Genomic DNA, 21,034 nt, shown 5'->3' on the forward strand with positions numbered 1-21,034 from the left:
ATTTCACATGGCAACTAAAGTAGGTATTAACGGTTTTGGACGTATCGGTCGTAACGTATTCCGCGCAGCATTTAATAACCCTGAGGTAGAAGTAGTAGCAATCAACGATTTGACAGATGTTAACACATTGGCTCACTTGTTGAAATACGATACAACTCACGGCCGTTTCAATGGTACAGTAGAAGCTACTGAAGGTGCTTTGATCGTTAACGGTAAAGCGGTAAAAGTATTTGCTGAGCGTAACCCTGAAAACCTGCCTTGGGGCGCTAACGGCGTTGAAATCGTTGTTGAATCCACAGGTATTTTCACAGCGAAAGAAAAAGCTTCCCTTCACTTGAAAGGCGGCGCTAAAAAAGTAATTATCTCCGCTCCTGCTACTGACGAAGATATCACTATCGTTCTTGGCGTTAACGAAGATAAATACGATGCAGCAAGCCACACAATCATCTCTAACGCTTCTTGCACAACGAACTGCTTGGCACCATTTGCAAAAGTATTGAACGACAAGTTCGGTATCGTTAAAGGTATGATGACTACTATTCACTCCTACACTAACGACCAATCCGTTCTTGATCTTCCACATAAAGATCTTCGTCGTGCTCGTGCAGCGGCTGAGAACATCATTCCTTCCACTACAGGTGCAGCTAAAGCAGTTTCCTTGGTGCTTCCTGAGTTGAAAGGTAAATTGAACGGTATGTCATTCCGCGTTCCTACTCCAAACGTTTCCGTAACTGACTTGGTTGCTGAATTGAAAGTAAACGTAACGGTTGACGAAGTGAACGCAGCATTGCAAGAAGCAGCTAACGGTCCTTTGAAAGGCGTGCTGAACTTCTCCGTAGAACCGCTTGTTTCGAGCGACTACAACGGCGACCCAGCTTCCTCCACAATCGACGCATTGTCGACTATGGTAGTTGGCGACAACATGGTTAAAGTGGTTTCCTGGTATGACAACGAGTGGGGCTACTCCAACCGTGTAGTTGACTTGGTATCCTTCATCGCGAAAAAAGGTCTGTAAGCTAGAAAAATTGTGGTTATGAACTGAAAAAGTTTCAAAACGTTTCGCGCTTTTGATGCAAAAGGGATGTACTTTCGGGTTCTGTTGAGCATGTATTCTTTGAATTAGACTTCATATCGGTATGAATACAATCTCAAAGGAACCTCGCTGACGCTCTAAAGTACATCCCTTCTTGCTTTATTGCGAAGCCATTTCGAAACGATAATCAGTCATTACCACATTTTTTATGTGTGGGTAGATACGGGATTACGGGTAAAACATAGAGGAGGCGCGGGAGAAATGAACAAAAAAAGCGTTCGTGACGTAGAAGTAAAAGGCAAAAGAGTATTTGTACGGGTAGATTTCAACGTTCCGATGGAAAACGGACAAATCACTGACGATACTCGGATTCGCGAAACCGTTCCAACGATTCAATATTTGGCGGAAAGAGGCGCTAAAGTTATTTTGGCGAGCCACATGGGACGTCCGAAAGGACAAGTTGTGGAAGAGCTTCGCTTGACTCCGGCTGCCGTTCGTTTGGCTGAGCTGTTGGGCAAGCCGGTTGCTAAAGCGGATGAAGCTATTGGTGACGCGGTTAAAGCGCAAGTAGCGGCATTGAACGAAGGCGATGTGCTGTTGCTTGAAAACGTGCGTTTCTACGCGGGTGAAGAAAAGAACGATGCAGAACTGGCTAAATCGTTCGCTGAGCTGGCTGACTTGTATGTGAACGATGCGTTCGGCGCTGCTCACCGTGCCCATGCTTCCACAGAAGGTATCGCGCATCACTTGCCGGCTGTTTCCGGTCTTCTGATGGAGAAAGAACTCGATGTATTGGGTAAAGCATTGAACAATCCTGAGCGTCCTTTCACAGCTATCGTAGGCGGCGCTAAGGTTAAAGATAAAATCGATGTTATCGAAAACCTGTTGAACATTGCAGACAATATCATCATCGGCGGTGGGTTGTCCTACACGTTCTTGAAAGCACAAGGTCTTGAGATCGGTAAATCGTTGGTAGACAACGATAAACTCGACTTGGCACTCAGCTTCATCAACAAAGCAAAGGAAAAAGGCGTTAACTTCCTGCTTCCTGAAGATATCATTGTAACGGACGATTTCAGCCCTACGGCAAACACTCGCCAAGTTTCGATCAACGAAATTCCTGCTGACTGGGAAGGTATTGACATCGGACCGAAAACTCGTGAGAAATATGCAAAAACCATCGCTGAATCCAAGCTGATCGTATGGAACGGACCGATGGGCGTATTCGAAATCGAGCCATTCTCCCATGGTACTCGTGCGGTTGCAGAAGCTTGCGCTAACACAGCTGGTTACACCGTTATTGGCGGTGGAGACTCTGCCGCAGCAGTTGAAAAGTTCCACTTGGGTGATAAAATGGACCATATCTCCACAGGCGGCGGCGCTTCCCTGGAGTTCATGGAAGGTAAAGCTCTTCCGGGTGTAGTAGCTCTGAACGATAAATAAGAAATTTCAAATTAACCGGTGAATATCCACCGGCTTGCCTGAGGGTATCCATCGGAATTCTAACTACAAGGAGTGACGAATATGCGTAAACCGATCATTGCTGGTAACTGGAAAATGTTCAAAACCGTAAGCGAAGCGGTAGCTTTCGTTAACGAAGTCAAAGGCAAAGCAGAAGTAGATGGCGTGGATAGCGTAATCTGCGCTCCATTCACTAACTTGCCTGCTCTTGTTGAGGCTGTAAAGGGAACGACGCTGAAAGTCGGCGCGCAAAACCTTCATTTCGAAGATAATGGCGCATTCACAGGCGAAATTAGCGGCGTCATGCTGAAGGATCTTGGCGTAGACTATGTTATCATCGGACACTCCGAGCGTCGCGCTTATTTTGCGGAAACGGACGAAATCGTGAATAAAAAAGTGCAAGCAGCATTCAAGCACGGCTTGACTCCGATCTTGTGCGTGGGCGAGAAGCTCGAAGAGCGCGAAGCGGGTCAAACGAAAGACGTTTGCAAAGTGCAAACAGAAGCGGCTTTTGCAGGTCTTAGCGCTGAGCAAGCAGCTCAAGTCGTTATCGCATACGAACCGATCTGGGCGATCGGGACGGGCAAATCCTCCACGGCAGCAGATGCTAACGAAGTTATCAGCTACATCCGTGAGCTGGTTGCAGGCTTGTACGGTCAAGCTACAGCTGATGCGGTTCGCATCCAATACGGCGGCAGCGTGAAGCCAAACAACATCAGCGAATATATGCAGGAGTCCGATATCGACGGCGCTCTCGTAGGCGGAGCGAGCTTGGAGCCGGCTTCCTACATAGCACTCGTCGAGGGGGCGAAGTAAGATGTCCAGACCGAAACCGGTAGCACTGATTATTCTTGACGGATTTGGCCTTCGCGGTGAAGTGACGGGCAACGCCGTTGCGCAAGCGAAAAAGCCGAACTACGACCGTTACTGGGCGGAGTATCCACACACGACCTTAACTGCATGCGGTGAAGCGGTAGGATTGCCTGAAGGACAAATGGGCAACTCCGAAGTTGGCCACTTGAACATTGGTGCAGGCCGTACGGTATATCAGGATTTGACTCGTATCTCCAAATCGATTCGCGATGGCGAATTCTTCGATAACGAGACGATCTTGAACGCGATTCGTAGCGCGAAGCAGAACGGCAAAAAGCTCCATTTGTATGGCTTGCTGTCTGATGGCGGCGTTCACAGCCACATCGAGCACCTGTTCGCTCTGCTGGAAGTATGCAAAAAGGAACAGTTCGAAGAAGTGTACATTCATGCCTTCCTGGACGGCCGCGACGTGGCTCCAGATAGTGCAAAATCGTACATGGAAAGATTGCTGTCCAAAATTAACGAACTTGGCGTAGGTAAAATCGCTACGGTTCAAGGTCGCTACTACGCAATGGATCGCGATAAACGTTGGGAGCGTACGGAGAAATCCTACAGAGCGATGGTATACGGCGATGGCCCAACCTACACGGATCCAATGCAGGCGATCATTGAGTCGTATGAAAAATCGGTATTTGACGAGTTCGTTATGCCGACGGTGATCGTGAAAGCTGACGGAACCCCTGTAGGGTTGGTGGAATCAGGCGATTCCGTTATCTTCTTCAACTTCCGTCCGGACCGCGCCATTCAGCTGTCTCAAGTATTCACGAACAGCGACTTCCGCGGCTTCGATCGTGGACCGAAATGCCCATCGAATCTGCACTACGTTTGCTTGACGCTGTTCAGTGAGAGCGTAGATGGCTTTGTAGCCTATAAACCGAAGAACCTGGATAACACCTTAGGTGAAGTTTTGGCACAAAACAACCTGAAGCAGCTGCGTACGGCTGAGACGGAAAAATACCCGCACGTTACGTTCTTCTTCAGTGGAGGCCGCGATGTGGAGCTGCCTGGCGAAACTCGCATTCTGATCAATTCGCCGAAAGTGGCAACCTACGATTTGCAGCCGGAAATGAGTGCATACGAGCTGGCTGAATCAACCGTTAAGGAAATTGAATCCGGACGCCAGGATGTTATCATCCTGAACTTTGCAAATCCGGACATGGTAGGCCACTCCGGATTGCTGGAGCCTACGATTAAAGCCATTGAAGCCACGGACGAATGCCTCGGCAAAGTTGTAGAAGCGATCTTGGCTCAAGGCGGTGTAGCCTTGATCACAGCTGACCACGGAAACGCCGATGTGGTTACGAATCCGGATGGTACGCGCAATACGGCGCATACGACCAACCCGGTGCCTTTTATTGTGACCAATAAACATGTTACACTAAGAAACGATGGCATTTTGGCGGATATCGCCCCTACGATGCTGAAACTTCTCGAAGTTCAGCAACCGGAGGAAATGACCGGTAAAACTTTAATTTAATTCAATTCAAATCCTACAAAGACTAAGGAGTGTTCGAAGTCATGACAATGATTACTAATGTTTATGCTCGTGAAGTATTGGATTCCCGCGGTAACCCAACGGTTGAAGTAGAAGTTTATCTTGAGTCCGGCGCAAGAGGCCGCGCTATCGTTCCATCCGGTGCTTCCACTGGTGCTTATGAAGCGGTTGAGCTTCGTGATGGCGACAAATCCCGTTACTTGGGTAAAGGCGTTCTGAAAGCTGTTGAGAACGTTAATGATACAATCGCTCCTGAATTGATCGGCTTGGACGCTTTGGATCAAGTAGCTATCGACAACAAAATGATCGAGTTGGACGGTACTCCTAACAAAGCTAAATTGGGTGCTAACGCAATTTTGGCGGTTTCCATGGCAGTAGCTCGTGCAGCTGCTGAAGCTTTGGACATCCCTCTGTACGTTTACTTGGGCGGATTCAATGCAAAACAACTTCCTGTACCTATGATGAACATCATCAACGGCGGCGCTCATGCTGACAATAACGTTGACGTTCAAGAGTTCATGGTGCTTCCAGTAGGCGCTCCTACATTTAAAGAAGCTCTTCGTACTGGCGCGGAAATTTTCCACAGCCTGAGATCCGTATTGAAAGAAAAAGGCTTGAACACAGCAGTTGGCGACGAGGGCGGCTTTGCTCCTAACTTCGCTTCCAACGAAGAAGCTATCACTTCCATCCTGACAGCTATCGAGCGTGCTGGATACAAACCAGGCGTTGACGTATTCTTGGGTATGGACGTTGCTTCGACTGAGTTCTTCAAAGACGGTAAATACCACCTGGAAGGCGAAGGCAAATCCTACACTTCCGCTGAGTTCGTAGATTTCTTGGCTAACTGGGTTGGAAAATATCCAATCATCACTATCGAAGATGGCTGCTCCGAAGACGATTGGGAAGGTTGGAAATTGCTTACTGAGAAATTGGGAAGCAAAGTACAATTGGTTGGTGACGACTTGTTCGTAACTAACACTGCTCGTTTGTCCACAGGTATCGAGCAAGACATCGCTAACTCCATCTTGGTTAAAGTGAACCAAATCGGTACTTTGACTGAAACTTTCGATGCTATCGAAATGGCTAAACGCGCTGGTTACACAGCTGTTATCTCCCACCGTTCCGGTGAGAGCGAAGACAGCACTATCGCTGACATCGCAGTGGCTACAAACGCGGGTCAAATTAAAACAGGTGCTCCTTCCCGTACAGACCGCGTAGCGAAATACAACCAATTGCTTCGTATCGAAGACCAATTGGGAAGTACAGCTCAATACGCTGGTAAAAAAGCGTTCTACAACTTGAAGAACTTCAAATAAGATAGTAGTACTTGGTTTAGTCAAAAGACGGGTTTTAAATCCGTCTTTTGTGCTTAATTAATAATAAATGGGTTGTATGAACAGTCTTTTCTCATCGAAACGCTTCAGCTGGAGAATGGGACAACTGTCGGAGAGTTTACGTGCGGCCTTTGAAAACAGGTTGTTACCGCAAGGTAAGTTATTAAAAAACCTGTTTTCAACAGACGCCGAAGGCAGTGTCGCATTCGCAGGCGAAAGCACAGGTTTCGATCGTGGTTTAGGCTTTTCATACAACCACCTCCGGGGGGATCATCATTGGGCAACGGGTTAAAGACTGTATTATTTTTAATAGGGTCAGCCTTTCTCACACGGTTGATCCCCTTTTCTTCTTTTTTTCGCAACTTAGATACAATGATTCATGAATTTGGGCATGCTGTAGTTACATTGGCGCTTTCGGGCAAGGTCATGTACATTGAGCTGTACGCCAATCACAGCGGAGTTACCTATTCACAAATCATGAACAATTGGAGCTCCATTCCGGTGTCTCTTGCCGGCTATATGACAGCGTCCTTGTTCGCCGTCTTCTTATTTAAAATGCGGGCTGGAGGCAGACAGAGGCTAGGGCTTCAAGTCATTACGGTGCTTGCCATCCTATCCCTCATTTTATTCGTTCGTAACGAGTTCGGCGTCATGTGGCTGGTCGGTTTTATCGCTTTGAACATTATTATGCTGGCTTTATCTCCACGCTGGCTGACGGATTTCTACTACTTATTGCTGGCGTTTCTAACATTGGAAGAATCGGTCGTCGGTCCGATCTCGCTTATCGTGTACGCACTTGAGAATCCGGCATCGGCAGGTGATGCGGCAAACCTAAGCAGAGTTACGCCTATACCGGCTATAGGCTGGGCTGTATTTTTCAGTCTCTTTGGATTATGGTGTGCTAAGAAAGCGATTGTTGCCTTTATGGAACGCAAGAAGCCAAGGCCGACTCGACAACCGGAGCAGCCTCGATTCAATGAGTACCGTTAGCTACAGAAGGTGTGTATGTTTGCCAGTAGGACAAGTTTGTGATATAATACAAATGCTGTCTATTTTAGGGTCTTATTATGGCTATACCGTAGCCTTTGTTTCATCAGGAATGATTGCTCGCAGGAGGTGGAAACATGGAACTTGTTTTGAAAATCGTACTGGTCATCGCCTCTCTCGGCTTGATCGCGGTTGTACTGCTTCAGCCAGGGAAGAGCTCAGGGTTGTCCGGTGCCATCTCCGGAGGTGCGGAGCATCTGTTCGGTAAGCAAAAGGCGCGCGGCTTGGAGTTGTTTTTATCGCGATTGACGATCGGATTGGCAGCAGCATTCTTCATTCTGTCGCTGGTCGCTGCTTACTTTGTAAAATTAGGGTAACATAAAACACATGCAGCAGGGGAATGATACTCCTGCTGTTTTTTTGTTCAAGCAAAGTTTTCGGAGGTCGGGTCATGAGCCGCATTGATAAAACAACGGAACCTTTTTTTCTACAGGGTCACGGGGAACGTGCTTCGACTCATATAATGATGATACATGGGTTTACCAGTTCACCGGCGGAATTCCGTCGGCTCGGTTATTATTTACATGATGTAGGGTACACGGTGGATGGAATTTTGCTCCCAGGCCACGGAACGTCGCCTGAGGACATGATTACAACGGGCTGGCGCGATTGGTCCGGTCATGTGGTGAAGCATTATGATGCGATCAAAAACCGTAACAGCAAGAAGGTGATCGTCATCGGCCATTCTATGGGAGGCTTGTTGGCGATGATGCTGGCCATGGATCGAAGGCTGGAAGGAGTTATCTCCGTTTCGACACCCATGTTCTTGAAGAGCCGCAAGACGATGATGGCCGTTCTGCTGAAGTACGTAGTGAAATATATTGAGAAAAAACCTACCGTTGCCGCACATATTATTGAAGAAGCATGTACATATACCAAAATGCCCATTCCATGCATCGTCGATTTGCGAAAGCTGCTGAAGCTAGTCAAATCCCGTCTGGAAAAAGTGCATGCTCCGATTTTTGTCGCACAGGGGGAATTGGACAGCGTTGTTCGTCCCAAAAGCGCAGCCTACATTTATCAGCACGTTTCGTCGCAAATGAAGCAGCTTACTTATTATCCGAATTCCTCCCATGCTGTGCTGCTCGATGAAGAGCGGGAGAGGGTATATGAGGATATTCATCGTTTTGTCATGACGGTGCAGCATCATGAGGCATTGGAGCGTGCATTAGGCAGGTCAAGTGACGGTGCGGTGTTATCTTAATAGAGAATTGGGTAAAACTATATAAAAGAGAGAAGGAAGGTGAAATGTTGATTACAAGAGAATCGGTTTTGGATTTTATGAAGGAAACGGCTTACAAGCCGATGACATATCAGGAGTTGGAAAAGCATTTTCATATTGACAGTGCGCAGGATTTCAAGGAATTCCTTAAGCTGTTGAACGAATTGGAAAATGAAGGCCTGATTTTGCGTACACGGACAGAGCGATACGGCGTGCCTGAAAGGATGAACTTGCTGAGAGGCAAGCTGCAGGCTCATGCTAAAGGCTTCGGTTTCCTCATTCCTGAGGATCGGGACCACCCGGATGTGTACATTCATGCCAATGATATGGCTGGTGCGATGAACGGGGACATTATTCTGGTTCGGATTACTTCCAAAAGCACGCATGGCGGCAAGCTGGAAGGTGAGGTTGTTCGGGTAGTTACTCGGGCTAACACGCAAATGGTCGGCTTGTTTCAAGCTCATGAAGGCGGATACGGCTTTGTTGTTCCCGACGATAAAAGAGTGATACGGGATATTTTTGTTCCTAAGCATGCTTTTAATGGAGCGATGGACGGACATAAGGTCGTCGTCAATATCGTCTCATATCCTGAAGGCCGCGCAGCAGCGGAAGGGGAAGTTATCGAAATTTTGGGTCATAAAAATGATCCGGGAGTCGATATTATTTCCATTATTCGTAAACATATGCTTCCGGAAGCGTTCCCTGATGAAGTGATGGAACAAGCGATGGAAGTGCCTGAGGTGATCTCGGAGAGCGATCTGGTTGGACGACGCGATTTGCGCAATAAACGTATCGTGACGATTGACGGTGAAGATGCCAAGGATTTGGACGATGCGGTCAATGTAGAGCGTCTGCCGAACGGAAACTATGTTCTGGGCGTGCATATTGCTGACGTAAGCTACTACGTTCGGGAAGGCACTCCGCTTGACAGAGAGGCTTATAATCGCGGCTGCAGCGTGTATTTGGTGGACCGGGTTATCCCGATGCTGCCGCACCGGCTATCTAATGGGATCTGCTCGCTAAATCCGCAGGTCGATCGGTTGACGATGTCCTGTGAGATGGAGTTTGATCCGAGCTTGAATGTCGTCCGGCATGATATTTTCACGAGCGTAATCAAGACGAGCGAGCGTATGACCTATTCAAATGTGCGCAAGCTGCTAACCGGCGAAGCAGAAGAAGAGCTGGTTGAGCGTTACGCTTATTTGATGGATGACTTCAAGCTGATGGAAGAGCTGGCGATGAAGCTGCGCAGCCGTCGGATGAATCGCGGAGCTATCGACTTCGATTTTCAGGAATCGAAGATTCTGGTCGATGAGAACGGGAAGCCAACGGATATTATCAAAAGAGACCGTACCATCGCGGAGATGATTATTGAGGAATTCATGCTGGCGGCCAATGAAACGGTGGCAGAGCACTTCCACTGGTTGAAGGTTCCATTCCTATACCGGATTCATGAGGACCCGGATGCGGAGAAGCTGGCGCATTTTATGGAGTTCATTACAAACTTCGGCTACGTGGTTCGCGGTAAAGGAAATACGGTGCATCCGCGTGCGCTTCAATCACTGCTTGAAGAGATTAAAGGAACGAAGGAAGAGACGGTCATTAGCACCGTTATGCTTCGCTCTATGAAGCAGGCGCGCTATGACGCGCAAAGCTTGGGTCATTTCGGGCTTGCGGCGGAATTTTATTCCCACTTCACGTCTCCTATTCGGCGGTATCCGGATTTGATTATTCACCGTGTCATTCGTGAGGTGCTGGAAACCGGTACGTTGGATGATAAGCGCTTAGAATATTTGGCTGGGCGAATGGAGGATATTGCTAAGCAATCTTCCGAGCGTGAGCGCGCCTCTGTCGATGCTGAGCGGGAAACCGAAGCCTTGAAAAAGGCTGAGTTCATGATGGATAAAGTCGGTGAAGAGTTCGAGGGCATTATTAGCAGCGTGACGAACTTCGGGATTTTCGTCGAGCTGGATAATACGGTTGAGGGCTTGATTCGACTAAGCGATATGCACGACGATTATTATCACTACCATGAGGCGCAGCATGCGCTGATCGGAGAGCGTACGTCCAAAATTTATCGCCTCGGCGATGAAGTGAAAGTACGCATCTCCCGCGTCAGCATGGAGGAACACACCATCGATTTTGAGTTGGTGGATATGAAGCCGCGGAAGCAGAAGGTGAGCTTGGTCGACGCACTCAAAGGCGCGCGTCGGGGCGATAAGCCTCGCGGACGTCGTGGCGAAGCAGCTGGAGCTGGCGGACGCGGAGGGCGTGGTGGCCGCGGCGGAGACCGCGAGCGCGGAGCAGCCGAAGCCGCGCGTGGCGGCAAGCGCAGCAAGTCGGGCGCAGGCGCCAGCGCAAGCAAAGGCGCGTCCGGCAGCAAGAGCGCACGGCCGCGTAAAGGCAGCGCTAGCGGCGGGGCAGCCATGTCCGGCGGTGCCTCACGGGGCACCGGTGTCGAGGCTGCCAAGGCGCGTGCGCTGGAGGCGCAGGGCACCGGCAAGGGGCCAGCTGCCGAAGGCGGGCGTCCTGGGCCGCGCAAGCGCAAGAAAAAGCTGGCGAAAAAGTAGTTTTTTCGCTTGCTTCGGGGGATTGGAGTTTGGTAAAATGAACTCCAATCCCTTTTTCGGAGCGCTGTAGGGAAGGAGTGAGGATCGATGAGTACGAAGAAAGCCGATGGTAAGGTTCTTGCGCAGAACAAGAAAGCTTCCCATGATTATTTCATTGAAGATACTTACGAATGCGGTATGGTGCTGACAGGTACGGAGATCAAATCACTGCGGTTGGGGAGAGCCAATATTGGCGATGCATTTGCTACTATCCGTAATGGTGAGGCCTTCATCCATAATGTGCATATCAGTCCGTTCGAGCAAGGAAACCGGTACAACCCTGATGATCCTACAAGAACGCGTAAGCTTCTGCTAAGAAAGGATCAAATCAAGAAACTGCTCGGATTAGCCAAGCAGGAAGGCTATACGCTGGTGCCGCTGAAGATCTACGTGCGCAATGGCTATGCCAAGCTGCTGATCGGACTAGGTCGAGGCAAGAAGCAGTACGACAAACGGGATACGGCTGCTAAGCGTGATGCACAACGGGATATCCAACGTGCGCTTCGTGAGAAGCAGAAGGTTGCTCGGTAGGCTGGGAACTTCGCAGTTACGAGCGCTAACTTCGGAAAAAACAACGATTGGTTATAGACTGGATTGACTTCCAGTAAGTCATGCTTCATTTTATATTAAAATGTGTTATACTAAGTAAGCATCACAAGCGGATGCATGCTTTATCTATTGCGGCTTTCCTGGCAGAAAGCCCACCTATGCGGGGACGTTCTTGGATTCGACGGGGATAGTTCGAGCATGGGTAGCGGGTAGTGGGGACGCGTCCACTTCATCAACGCTAAAGCCTATTAAATGGCAAACAACAACAAAACTACGCTTTCGCAGCTTAATAACCTGTGAGCGTGCTTCTACTCTCCATCGCCCATGTGGCGGGATAGGGGCTCAACCTTTAGTGGGATACGCTGTCTAGTCTCCGCCTGCGGCTAGCTGAAGAAGATAATCAGGCTGACCCAACGCAGAGCCGGTTACGGGGCGCTGCTCGGGTGACATCAAAACTGTGACTACACCCGTAGAAGCCTATGTGGCGTTATCTTCGGACAGGGGTTCGACTCCCCTCGTCTCCATAAAGTACAAAAAAGCATCGACCATTCGGTTGATGCTTTTTTGCATTTGGAGACGCAAGGAGGGAGGCGAAGCCCTGCAAGGGGTTCAGTCCGCGCGGACTGGAGCGAAGCGGAGGGAGCACGGCATCGAAATCTACCGCTAAGATAGTCTTCGTCGAATTGGCATCGTGAGCAGGGGGATGAAGATTTCGATACTCCCCTCGTCTCCATACTTCAAATCCACAAAAACGAAAAGGAGCCTTGTCATTTCGGTGACAGGCTCTTTTCGTTTAATTCAGTATAAAAAAAGAACAATTTTCACTGTAGGTTCTTGAAAACAAGGCTGATTCATGGAATACTTTGTATATATATGTTTTATAATGTTAAAAGCAAGGGGAAGAATTGATTGAAAACAATTACTCTTACCGATGTATTAATAAAGACATCAGAATCTTTGAACCAAAATTTTCAAAGATGTATTTCAGAAAATGCAGCCTTAATAAACGAGATGATAGAGCATTTAAATCTCTTGTACTATTGGTCTGAGAAATTATCGGATATAAGCTGTATTCCTGTACTTAAGGAAGTAAATTATGATCTATTATCATCCATTTATATTGGTTCAAATGGGATGTATAGAAATGCTTTTATTTGCCTTAGGAGTGCTTTAGAGTTAGGCCTGAGCTTTTTTTATTTCGTGGATAATAATTATAGATATTTGCAATGGAAGAAGAACGATTTTGACATGAAATGGAGTTTATTACAAGACAATGAGGTTGGGGTATTAAGTAAAAAGTATGTAAGATTATTCAAGAAAAACTTCAAAGAGGAAAAATTCATAGAAGAAGTCCAAGAGGCGTATAGAAGTTGTTCTGAATATGTACATGGGAAATATGAATTTATGCATACACTACATAGCCAGCAGATAACGTTTGATCAAAGTAAGTTTGAAGAATTTGCAAAGACTTATATAAAAGTTTCTAAACTAATAATTGTTTATATGGTGTTACGATTTAATGAAAGGCAACTAGATTTTATTGAAGAGAAATCAGTTAGTACAAATGAAATTGCCAAAATATATTTTCAAGGAGAGATTGCGTGAACTACGACATAAATGGGTTTATTTATCGTACTGAAGACATAAAAGATGAAGAATTAAATGATATATATGTTGAGTCTGAAATGGACAAGCAGAACGTAAAAAGCTTAATGAGTCAAGAACCAGTTCTTTTAGTAGGTAGCCGGGGAACTGGTAAAACTATGTTATTAAGAATTACTGAGAAAAAACTAGATGATAGTTTTCAGGAAAATAAAGTTCTTGCGGTAATGGTTAGCTTTAATAAAGCAATGTTTCTAGAGTCTCTGGAAGACAGAAATTATTTTAGGCAGTGGATGATTTCTAAGATATTATTTGCATTAAAAAGAAAAGTAGTTCGTTTATGCAATATTGTTAATGATCTGGGAATATTTCAAAGCTATTTTAATATCCAGATGCCTGATGATGATATTACGAAAAAGCTTGAAAAATTCAATGTATTATTAGAAAATTCTTGGACCAGTAGAAAAGTAGATTTGGCTCAGGAAATCGACAAACTCTTCGGAAAAAATACCCGTTATGTGGGAATACTTAATGAGATGGATTACTTCAAGGCATTAATTGAGGACATTTGTAGAACACTTAGAATTAAGAAAATAATATTACTATTTGATGAAGCTTGTCATAATTTCATTCCATTTCAACAAAGAGAGTTTTTTACCTTATTCAGGGATTTAAGATCGCCTTATATAAGCTGTAAGGCAGCCGTTTATCCTGGGATAACATCTTATGGTTCTACATTTCAGAAATTTCATGATGCTAGAGTTGTGAGGATTGAGAGGGATCTAACTGATCCTGACTATATTTCATTAATGAGAGATATTGTGAAAAATCAAGTTGATGAAAATGTTTATAGAATTTTCGAAGCCAATGGTGAAAATCTTAATACTCTGATTTATGCTTCATCAGGTAACCCTAGGCTTTTACTAAAGAGTTTATACATGGCAAGTAATGGGTTGAAAAGCTTGAGCCTACAGAATGTTAATAATACAATTAAAAGCTTTTTTAGGACTGATATTTGGAATGACCATACAAAACTTGGTGAAGTATACAAAGGGCACAAGCCATTTATTGATTGGGGAAGGGATTTTCTTGAAGGTAAAGTTTTAATTGAAACATCAAACAAAAATATGTCGAGAAACGATAAGGGAGTAAGACAACAAACAATATTTTTCGCAATACACCGTGATGCACCGGAAGCGGTAAAAACATCAATAAGAATTTTAGAATACTCAGGTATTGTACAATTGCATACTGAAGGAACAAAAGTTGGTGGTAAAATATTTGATAGGTACCAAATAAACCTTGGTATTGTTCTGGCTAACGAACAAACTCCTTCTGCAAGATGTAAAGAAATAATTTCGGGATTATCAATAAAACTATACTCAGAATATGGTATGAATTCACCGTCCTATGAAAAAACTGATGAATTAACAGTTTCAGATGATATTACAAACTTTTCAGAAATACTTCAAGATATTATGAAGCAATCTGTAGATGGATTAGATATTACAAGTTTTCAAAGGGATACAATTAAACAAGCTGGTTTTAATACAATTGAAGATATTTTAAGTGGGACTGAGGAAGACTTACAAAGGGCATTTGGCATCGGGAAAACAAAATCTAGAAGAATTTTTAATATCACTTTTAATGCAACAATCGAATATATCTCAGGTTAATTGTACGGCGAATTGTGGATTTGCTGGGCCGCCACGGTTCGTCTCCATAAAGTACAAAAAAGCATCGACCTCTGAGGTCGGTGCTTTTTGCTTTATGGAGATCTTGAGGGGAGGAGATCCCCGCTAAGGGGTTCAGTCCTCGCGTAGGGAGCACTTAATTGAAAACTCACGGTTAGGTGCGCACCTTATGAGCATGCCCCCTAATGATCTCTACAAGTTCAGTATATGAGTATTTATGATGATTCACCATATCTACGTTAAAATCCTCCGCTTTCATCGTCTCCATGGTGAATACATAATCATTGTATCTCAGATAAATGACGAGTGCTGTGAATGCTGTTCGTTTATTAGCATACTGGAAGGGATGATTTTGTCCTAAAGACTCAAATAGTGCCGCTGCTTTTTCAAAGACCGTAGGATATGCATCATCTCCGAAGGCTGATGACATGGGTCGTTGAACGGCTGACTCTAATAAGTTGTTGCTCTTTACGCCAATGTGTTCACCAGGACTATATCGCTGAATCATAGCAACATGGATAGCGATGACCTCTTGACTGGATAGATATCGAAACGTATTCATTATCGATCCTTAAGTTTTCTCAGTGTTTCATCATGCTCATTCATGACTTGGTTAAGAGTATTGAGAAAATCAGGACTATTCCCAGACGGTAGAGACACCTTGTTTAGCTCTTGATGACGATCTCCCCATCCTTTTCTCGAACATCAACCTGAACTGAATCACCAGCTTCTAGGCCAATCTGTCTTAACGCATCTGTCATGGTGATACCTAGACTGTTACCAAACTTTGATACTTTCCGTTCCATAGGGTTCACTCCTTTTCACAGCATATACCGACTGCCACTCTTTAATTAAACGAAATATGATCGACGCGGATCGTTTGTTTGCTTGAGCGAAATTTGCCTGGAGATACACCCATCAGCTTGCGGAACACTTTATTAAAGTAGTTCTCGTCCGAATACCCCGTGAGCCGTGCGATTTCACCCAAATTGAGTTTGGTTTGGCGAAGCAGCTCCATTGCTTTTTCCATGCGAGTTTTTGTTAAATACTGCATAGCCGTCATGCCGCATGTTGCGTGAAACAATCTCGAAAATTTGTACTTGGAGATGCCAAGCGACCGGCTTAGTTCCTCAATGCTGTTGATGACCGCGTAATTCTCGTGAATCAGCTTTAACGCTTTTATAACAACTTCGGGCCAAGTATCCGGCGATGCCTGATTATATTTAAGGGACTGGTAAACTTCCATTACAAACTGGGCAGCGAATCCCGATGCTTTGTAGCCATTGGTGATGGACTTTTTGCTCGCTTCCAGATAAATGTGTTCCAGTGTGCGAATCACGGGCGAGTCAGGATCGAAATGAACCACGGGTCCTGAATGATTTTGGACAGCGGACCAGCACTCCAAAGCTTCCGGCCCCATTAAGGTAATAAAGATAAACTCCCAACATTCGCTGTCTTGTGGAAGGTAATATTGGTGGTCGGTTCCGGTTACGACTAGAAAGGCAGAATTTCGTTCGAGCGAGTATGTTTGAGTCCCGATGCGAACTTCCCCTCTTCCGGCAAGCGTGTATTGAAAAATGCATTGATGGTTTGTAACCCTCTGCAACCCATCCCAATAGTAATTCGTGGTCCGCTTTTCCCGGCCTACATAAACGATTTCAGCAAAAGGTGTAGACGGACCGTCTTTGAATTGAAAACCGTAAACACTCATATCGTATCTCCTTGCAATTTTTTACCCATTCATGATAATTCATTACCATTGAGGTCCATTTAAATCTATTATAATATTCAATTTGTGCAAGGCAATACATATTGTGAATATTCAAATTTTGCTGCAATTTTCTCCACTTTATTAAGGTTTTGTAAAACTTGAATGAGGGGATTGAAACCAATGAAAGCGAAGTTGAAAATGGGATATGCATTATCGGTTATTCTTTTAACCAGTCTGTTGGCGGGTTGCAGTTCAGGGAGCTCGGATTCGGGCGCTTCTCCGGTCACCAGTGCAGGGAAGACCGAAGAACATCACGAACCTGTGACATTAATGCTGCACCCGGGCCAAATGATTACACCAGAAGACTTGGAGCTTATGATTAATGAGCCGCTGCACCGAAAATATCCTTATATTACTGTTCAGGTGATAGACAGAACCAAAAATGATTTGCAAAATCATGTAGCTTCAGGAAGTCAATTGGACCTGATCACAACCTGGAATGGCAGCATGTCTGCGGCAATGGACCTGAAAGTATTCGAGGATCTGACGCCGTTGGCGAAAGCAAATGGTTCTGACTTAAGCCGTTTCGACCAGCAAGCGCTCGAGACCATCAAAAACATTTCCAACGACGGGAAGCTGTATGGTCTGCCTTACAACAGACAGTTTAACGCTCTTTACTACAATAAGGACATTTTTGATAAATTCGGAGTCGAGTATCCGAAGGATGGCATGACCTGGGAAGATGTGATCCAGCTATCCAAAAAGTTAACAAGGACGGAAAACGGCGTTGCTTATCGTGGACTGGATCCGGAAAGCATCCAAAGAATGAGTTTTCCTTTGTCCTTAAATATAGTTGACGCCACGACCCATAAAACAACCATCAGCGCCAACTACGAAACTTATAAAAAGCTGTTTGAATTGGGCAAGGATGTATACGCCTTACCTGAGAACAAACCGCCTAAATGGGGGACTAGCACATACGACTCTTTTATCAAAGACAAAACAGTCGCCATGACGGCAACCGTCAATATGTTCCCTTACATCGCACAAGCTCCCGAATACAATTGGGATGTTGTTCAGTATCCGAGCTATAAGGATAAACCTAATGTTGCCGGGATGTACGACTTACACATCATGTCCATCAGCAAAACAAGCCAACACAAAGAAGAAGCGATGAAAGTGCTCGAAGTTCTATTTTCGGACGAAGTGCAAATGATCGCTACGAAAAAGACCGGACGCATTTCGCTGCTGAACGATCCGAAATTCCAGCAGGCTTACGGTGCGGATATGCCTATTTTGAAAGGAAAACATATAGAAGGCATCTTCAAGAGCAAGCCTGCGCCTGCGCCGCGGTTATCAATCTTCTACTCCAAAGCTGTCAGCATCCTGGAAAGTTACTTCAGGCAGTATGTTGACGGCGCAAAAGATACGAATACGGCGCTTCGTGAAGCCGAGGAGGAAATTAATAATTACGTTCGATCGCAAACCGGAAACTAATATGGCGTGACTATCCACGCTTCGCATCCTCGGGAAAAGCTCCCGGGGATTTTTCTTTGCACATGGGAGGGAGGACGGCATCGAAATTTACCGCTTAGGTTGTCATCGTCGAGTTCGCAGCGTGAGCAAATTAATAGAATTTCGATACTCCCCCCAAATAAGTTCCATTTCATGTAGTTGGGCTTTTGTTATGTCTTACACCAAGGTGAAGTGAAGGCACCTAAATAATAAATGGACTACTAATATTTGAATCAAATAACATATTATCTAATTCATCGAAACCTTTTTCCTTAAATTATTGTATTATTAAAATAAAGGATTAACGTGAAGGGAGCGGAGTATCATGGGAATCTTATCAAGATTAAGGGATATTATGAAAGTCAATATCAACTCCATACTAGAGCATAACGATGATCTGGAGAAGACGATCGATGAATATATGCGGAGCTTGAACAGCGATCTAGGGAAGGTAAAATCCGAAACAGCTACCGTGCTCGCAGATGAGCGAAGAGCTAAGACGCAACTTGATGAGTGCAATGCCGAGATCAAGAAGCTGCAGCGATATGCGGAGAAATCTGTAGAAGCGGGCAATGAGGATGACGCTTTGAAATTTCTGGAGAAGAAAGCGAAGTTAAGCGAGAGGTTAATCGAGCTGCAGGCGGCTTATGATCTTGCTTCCACCCATGCTGCAAACATGAAACAAATGCAGGATAAGCTTATATCGGATCTGGGACAGCTGGAGGCTCGGCAGATAGAGCTTAAAGGGAAGCTGGCCGCTGCGAAGCTGCAGCAGGGTCGCTCCTCTTCTGGAGATGTTCAGGCCTCATTTCGAGCGATGGAGGAACGGACCGATCAAGCTTTGAATGAAGTTGAGGCACTGGCTGAACTGAGGGCTGGAACGAAAGAGGATGACCTGGACACACTGCTGGAAGAGATGGAGAAGAATTCGAATACACCTGCCAATACGGTGAGTCTGCCCAAGCCCGAGGATGAGCTGGCTGCAATCCGAGCAAAAATTAAAAAGGAATAGAGTTCTTTGCTATTCCTTATGTCATTGAGGTGAACCAATGAACGTTATTGAATATAAATGTCCTAACTGTGGCAGCGGCATGGTCTTTGACTCTGAGACGGGGATGTTATCATGTCATAGCTGTGGGAGAAAGGATAATATCGAGCAGATCCCTGATCCCCTTGGCCAGCAGGATAGTTCTCCAGATGAGGTTCAGGAATATCACTGTACTAGCTGCGGAGCAATCGTTATCACCGAAAAGGAAACGGCGGCAACCGTTTGCAGCTTTTGCGGCTCGGCTGTTGTTCTTGGCGATCGCTTGAGTGGGAAGCTGGCTCCGGGCTTGGTCATTCCTTTCACAATCAGCAAGGAGAAGGCGATAGAGGCTTTCCGAAAATGGTGCAGAAACGGTCTTCTTACTCCGAGTGGCTTTATGACCGCAGATCGTATTAAAGGGATGACCGGAATGTATATCCCCTTCTGGCTATATGAATTACACAACAAAGTGAGGGTAAACGGTCAAGCCACGAGAGTTAGAACATATGCAGACGCGGATTACCGATACACGGAAACGCAGCATTTTGACATCTATCGCAAACTTCAATTGAATTATTTGAAGGTGCCCATTGATTCGTCGGAGAAGATGAATGATACGCTTATGGATAGGCTGGAGCCTTTTCACTATGATCAATTGAAGCATTTTAAAACTCCCTATCTGGCAGGTTACGTTGCGGAGAAATACAGTTATACGGATACGGAAATGTTACCACGGGCGAAAAATAAAATCAGAGAGTACATTGAAGCTTCCATTTCGTCAGCTGTGTCAGAATATTCTACTGTTCATTTTACGAATAAGGATATTGATACAATGGTAAAGAACGTAGACTATTGTTTGCTTCCGGTATGGGTGGTTCACTATGATTATAATAGACTGGAGTACACGTTTGCCATGAATGGTCAGACGGGCAAGGTCGTCGGCAAGCCTCCGATAAGCAAGATGAAGGTGGCAGCATGGTTTGCTGGTATTTCTAGCGTCTCCTTCCTGTCATTAAAAATAATCTCTTGGATGATGGGGGGAGGGTTCCTGTGAGAAGGCAAGGTGCTTTTCTGGCCGTTCTGTTCTTCCTCCTGATGTATCTGGCCGTTCCTGCTCCAATCATGGCGGCAGCAATGGAAGAAAAAACATTGATCTATGATGATGCGAAGCTGCTTACTCCTGAACAATATCAGGAACTCAATACAATGGCTAATCAATACGGGGCCAAAAGAGAAACGGATATTATCATCATTACTTCTAATAACGACCAAAATGTAGATGTCCAAAAGATGACAGAGAATTTTTATGATGAGCATGGACCCGGGTACGACAAGTCCCATGGTAATGCAGTCATTTTGACACTGGATATGAGAAACCGTGACGTGTATTTGGCTGGATTTTATAAGGCTGAGCAGGTTCTGGGCGATGGCAGGCTTGATAAAATACGGGGTAAGATTACATCTGATCTATCAAGCGGCGATTATAAACAGGCATTCGAAACCTATATCAAAATCTCCTATAAATATATGGGCTTCAAGCCTGGAGTGAATCCGGATAATGTGCTGTTTAATATATGGTTTCAATTGGGAGGGGCTTTGGCTATTGGAGGTATTGCTGTTGGAATAATGGCCTATCGCTCCGGCGGACGCGTCACCGTAAATCGGCAAACCTATGAGGATGCAAGCAGTTCAGGAATTCTGGATCGGCAGGATCAGTACATTCGAACAACCGTAACGAAGCATAAAATTGAAAAAAGCTCTGGCAGGAGCTCTGGAGGCGGAGGAGGAGGTATCTCCGGAGGCGGACATTCGCATAGCGGCAGTAGAGGCAAGTTTTAATCAAGTGTTGAGTTCATGACCAA

At 45.5% G+C, this 21,034-nt stretch carries 19 protein-coding genes and 1 other RNA gene; 17 read left to right on the forward strand and 3 right to left on the reverse strand.

Annotated elements, in window-relative coordinates:
• Window positions 1–7 precede the first annotated feature (7 nt).
• From gap to QMA13_RS01215, 13 genes are all read left to right on the forward strand, one after another.
• Window positions 8–1,015: a type I glyceraldehyde-3-phosphate dehydrogenase gene (gap, locus tag QMA13_RS01155; protein WP_282938935.1), complete on the forward strand. Its 1,008-nt coding sequence runs from the start codon at window positions 8–10 to the stop codon at window positions 1,013–1,015.
• Between the two features lie 279 nt (window positions 1,016–1,294).
• On the forward strand, window positions 1,295–2,476 hold the full coding sequence (locus tag QMA13_RS01160; protein WP_282938936.1) for a phosphoglycerate kinase: 1,182 nt from the start codon (window positions 1,295–1,297) through the stop codon (window positions 2,474–2,476).
• Window positions 2,477–2,557: 81 nt separating this feature from the next.
• Entirely contained in the window at window positions 2,558–3,310 is a 753-nt protein-coding gene (tpiA, locus tag QMA13_RS01165; protein WP_282938937.1) for a triose-phosphate isomerase, read from the forward strand.
• A 1-nt stretch (window position 3,311) separates the two neighbouring features.
• Window positions 3,312–4,844 carry a 2,3-bisphosphoglycerate-independent phosphoglycerate mutase gene (gpmI, locus tag QMA13_RS01170; protein ID WP_282938939.1) on the forward strand — a complete coding sequence of 511 codons (1,533 nt, stop codon included), beginning with the start codon at window positions 3,312–3,314 and terminating at the stop codon, window positions 4,842–4,844.
• Between the two features lie 41 nt (window positions 4,845–4,885).
• Window positions 4,886–6,178: a phosphopyruvate hydratase gene (eno, locus tag QMA13_RS01175; RefSeq protein WP_282938941.1), complete on the forward strand. Its 1,293-nt coding sequence runs from the start codon at window positions 4,886–4,888 to the stop codon at window positions 6,176–6,178.
• Between the two features lie 294 nt (window positions 6,179–6,472).
• Complete coding sequence (locus QMA13_RS01180; RefSeq protein WP_282938942.1) at window positions 6,473–7,186, forward strand: M50 family metallopeptidase; 714 nt, start codon at window positions 6,473–6,475, stop codon at window positions 7,184–7,186.
• 134 nt (window positions 7,187–7,320) lie between these two features.
• On the forward strand, window positions 7,321–7,560 hold the full coding sequence (gene secG, locus QMA13_RS01185) for a preprotein translocase subunit SecG (protein ID WP_028548996.1): 240 nt from the start codon (window positions 7,321–7,323) through the stop codon (window positions 7,558–7,560).
• Between the two features lie 74 nt (window positions 7,561–7,634).
• Window positions 7,635–8,447, forward strand: coding sequence for an alpha/beta hydrolase (locus tag QMA13_RS01190; RefSeq protein ID WP_282938943.1), 813 nt, complete (start codon window positions 7,635–7,637; stop codon window positions 8,445–8,447).
• Between the two features lie 47 nt (window positions 8,448–8,494).
• Complete coding sequence (gene rnr / locus QMA13_RS01195; protein ID WP_282943196.1) at window positions 8,495–11,035, forward strand: ribonuclease R; 2,541 nt, start codon at window positions 8,495–8,497, stop codon at window positions 11,033–11,035.
• Between the two features lie 87 nt (window positions 11,036–11,122).
• Window positions 11,123–11,605 carry an SsrA-binding protein SmpB gene (gene smpB / locus QMA13_RS01200; protein WP_282938945.1) on the forward strand — a complete coding sequence of 161 codons (483 nt, stop codon included), beginning with the start codon at window positions 11,123–11,125 and terminating at the stop codon, window positions 11,603–11,605.
• Window positions 11,606–11,785: 180 nt separating this feature from the next.
• Window positions 11,786–12,150, forward strand: a transfer-messenger RNA (tmRNA) gene (ssrA, locus tag QMA13_RS01205).
• 382 nt (window positions 12,151–12,532) lie between these two features.
• Window positions 12,533–13,228 carry a hypothetical protein gene (locus QMA13_RS01210; RefSeq protein ID WP_282938947.1) on the forward strand — a complete coding sequence of 232 codons (696 nt, stop codon included), beginning with the start codon at window positions 12,533–12,535 and terminating at the stop codon, window positions 13,226–13,228.
• Window positions 13,225–14,901, forward strand: coding sequence for an ORC-CDC6 family AAA ATPase (locus QMA13_RS01215; protein ID WP_282938949.1), 1,677 nt, complete (start codon window positions 13,225–13,227; stop codon window positions 14,899–14,901). Before QMA13_RS01210 ends, QMA13_RS01215 begins: the two co-directional genes overlap by 4 nt.
• A gap of 172 nt (window positions 14,902–15,073) precedes the next feature.
• On the opposite strand, the gene QMA13_RS01220 is transcribed toward QMA13_RS01215, so the two are convergent.
• The 3 genes from QMA13_RS01220 to QMA13_RS01230 form a co-directional block, all read right to left on the reverse strand.
• The gene (locus tag QMA13_RS01220; protein WP_282938950.1) at window positions 15,074–15,481 is read right to left on the reverse strand and encodes a type II toxin-antitoxin system death-on-curing family toxin; all 408 of its coding nucleotides are present in this window, start codon (window positions 15,479–15,481) and stop codon (window positions 15,074–15,076) included.
• Between the two features lie 103 nt (window positions 15,482–15,584).
• Window positions 15,585–15,725 carry an AbrB/MazE/SpoVT family DNA-binding domain-containing protein gene (locus QMA13_RS01225; protein ID WP_282938951.1) on the reverse strand — a complete coding sequence of 47 codons (141 nt, stop codon included), beginning with the start codon at window positions 15,723–15,725 and terminating at the stop codon, window positions 15,585–15,587.
• Window positions 15,726–15,766: 41 nt separating this feature from the next.
• Window positions 15,767–16,630 carry a helix-turn-helix domain-containing protein gene (locus QMA13_RS01230; protein WP_282938952.1) on the reverse strand — a complete coding sequence of 288 codons (864 nt, stop codon included), beginning with the start codon at window positions 16,628–16,630 and terminating at the stop codon, window positions 15,767–15,769.
• A gap of 180 nt (window positions 16,631–16,810) precedes the next feature.
• On the opposite strand from QMA13_RS01230, the gene QMA13_RS01235 reads away from it, so the two are divergent.
• The 4 genes from QMA13_RS01235 to QMA13_RS01250 all read left to right on the forward strand — a co-directional run bounded on the left by QMA13_RS01235 (window position 16,811) and on the right by QMA13_RS01250 (window position 21,011).
• Window positions 16,811–18,127 carry an ABC transporter substrate-binding protein gene (locus QMA13_RS01235; protein WP_282938953.1) on the forward strand — a complete coding sequence of 439 codons (1,317 nt, stop codon included), beginning with the start codon at window positions 16,811–16,813 and terminating at the stop codon, window positions 18,125–18,127.
• Window positions 18,128–18,470: 343 nt separating this feature from the next.
• Window positions 18,471–19,157 carry a PspA/IM30 family protein gene (locus QMA13_RS01240; RefSeq protein WP_282938954.1) on the forward strand — a complete coding sequence of 229 codons (687 nt, stop codon included), beginning with the start codon at window positions 18,471–18,473 and terminating at the stop codon, window positions 19,155–19,157.
• Between the two features lie 37 nt (window positions 19,158–19,194).
• Window positions 19,195–20,226, forward strand: coding sequence for a TFIIB-type zinc ribbon-containing protein (locus tag QMA13_RS01245; RefSeq protein ID WP_282938956.1), 1,032 nt, complete (start codon window positions 19,195–19,197; stop codon window positions 20,224–20,226).
• Window positions 20,223–21,011, forward strand: a complete 789-nt coding sequence (locus QMA13_RS01250; protein ID WP_282938958.1) for a TPM domain-containing protein — start codon at window positions 20,223–20,225, stop codon at window positions 21,009–21,011. The genes QMA13_RS01245 and QMA13_RS01250 overlap by 4 nt, the downstream gene beginning before the upstream one ends.
• The last annotated feature ends 23 nt before the right edge of the window (window positions 21,012–21,034 follow it).

Source organism: Paenibacillus sp. RC67 (genome assembly GCF_030020805.1).
Classification (GTDB): domain Bacteria; phylum Bacillota; class Bacilli; order Paenibacillales; family NBRC-103111; genus Paenibacillus_S.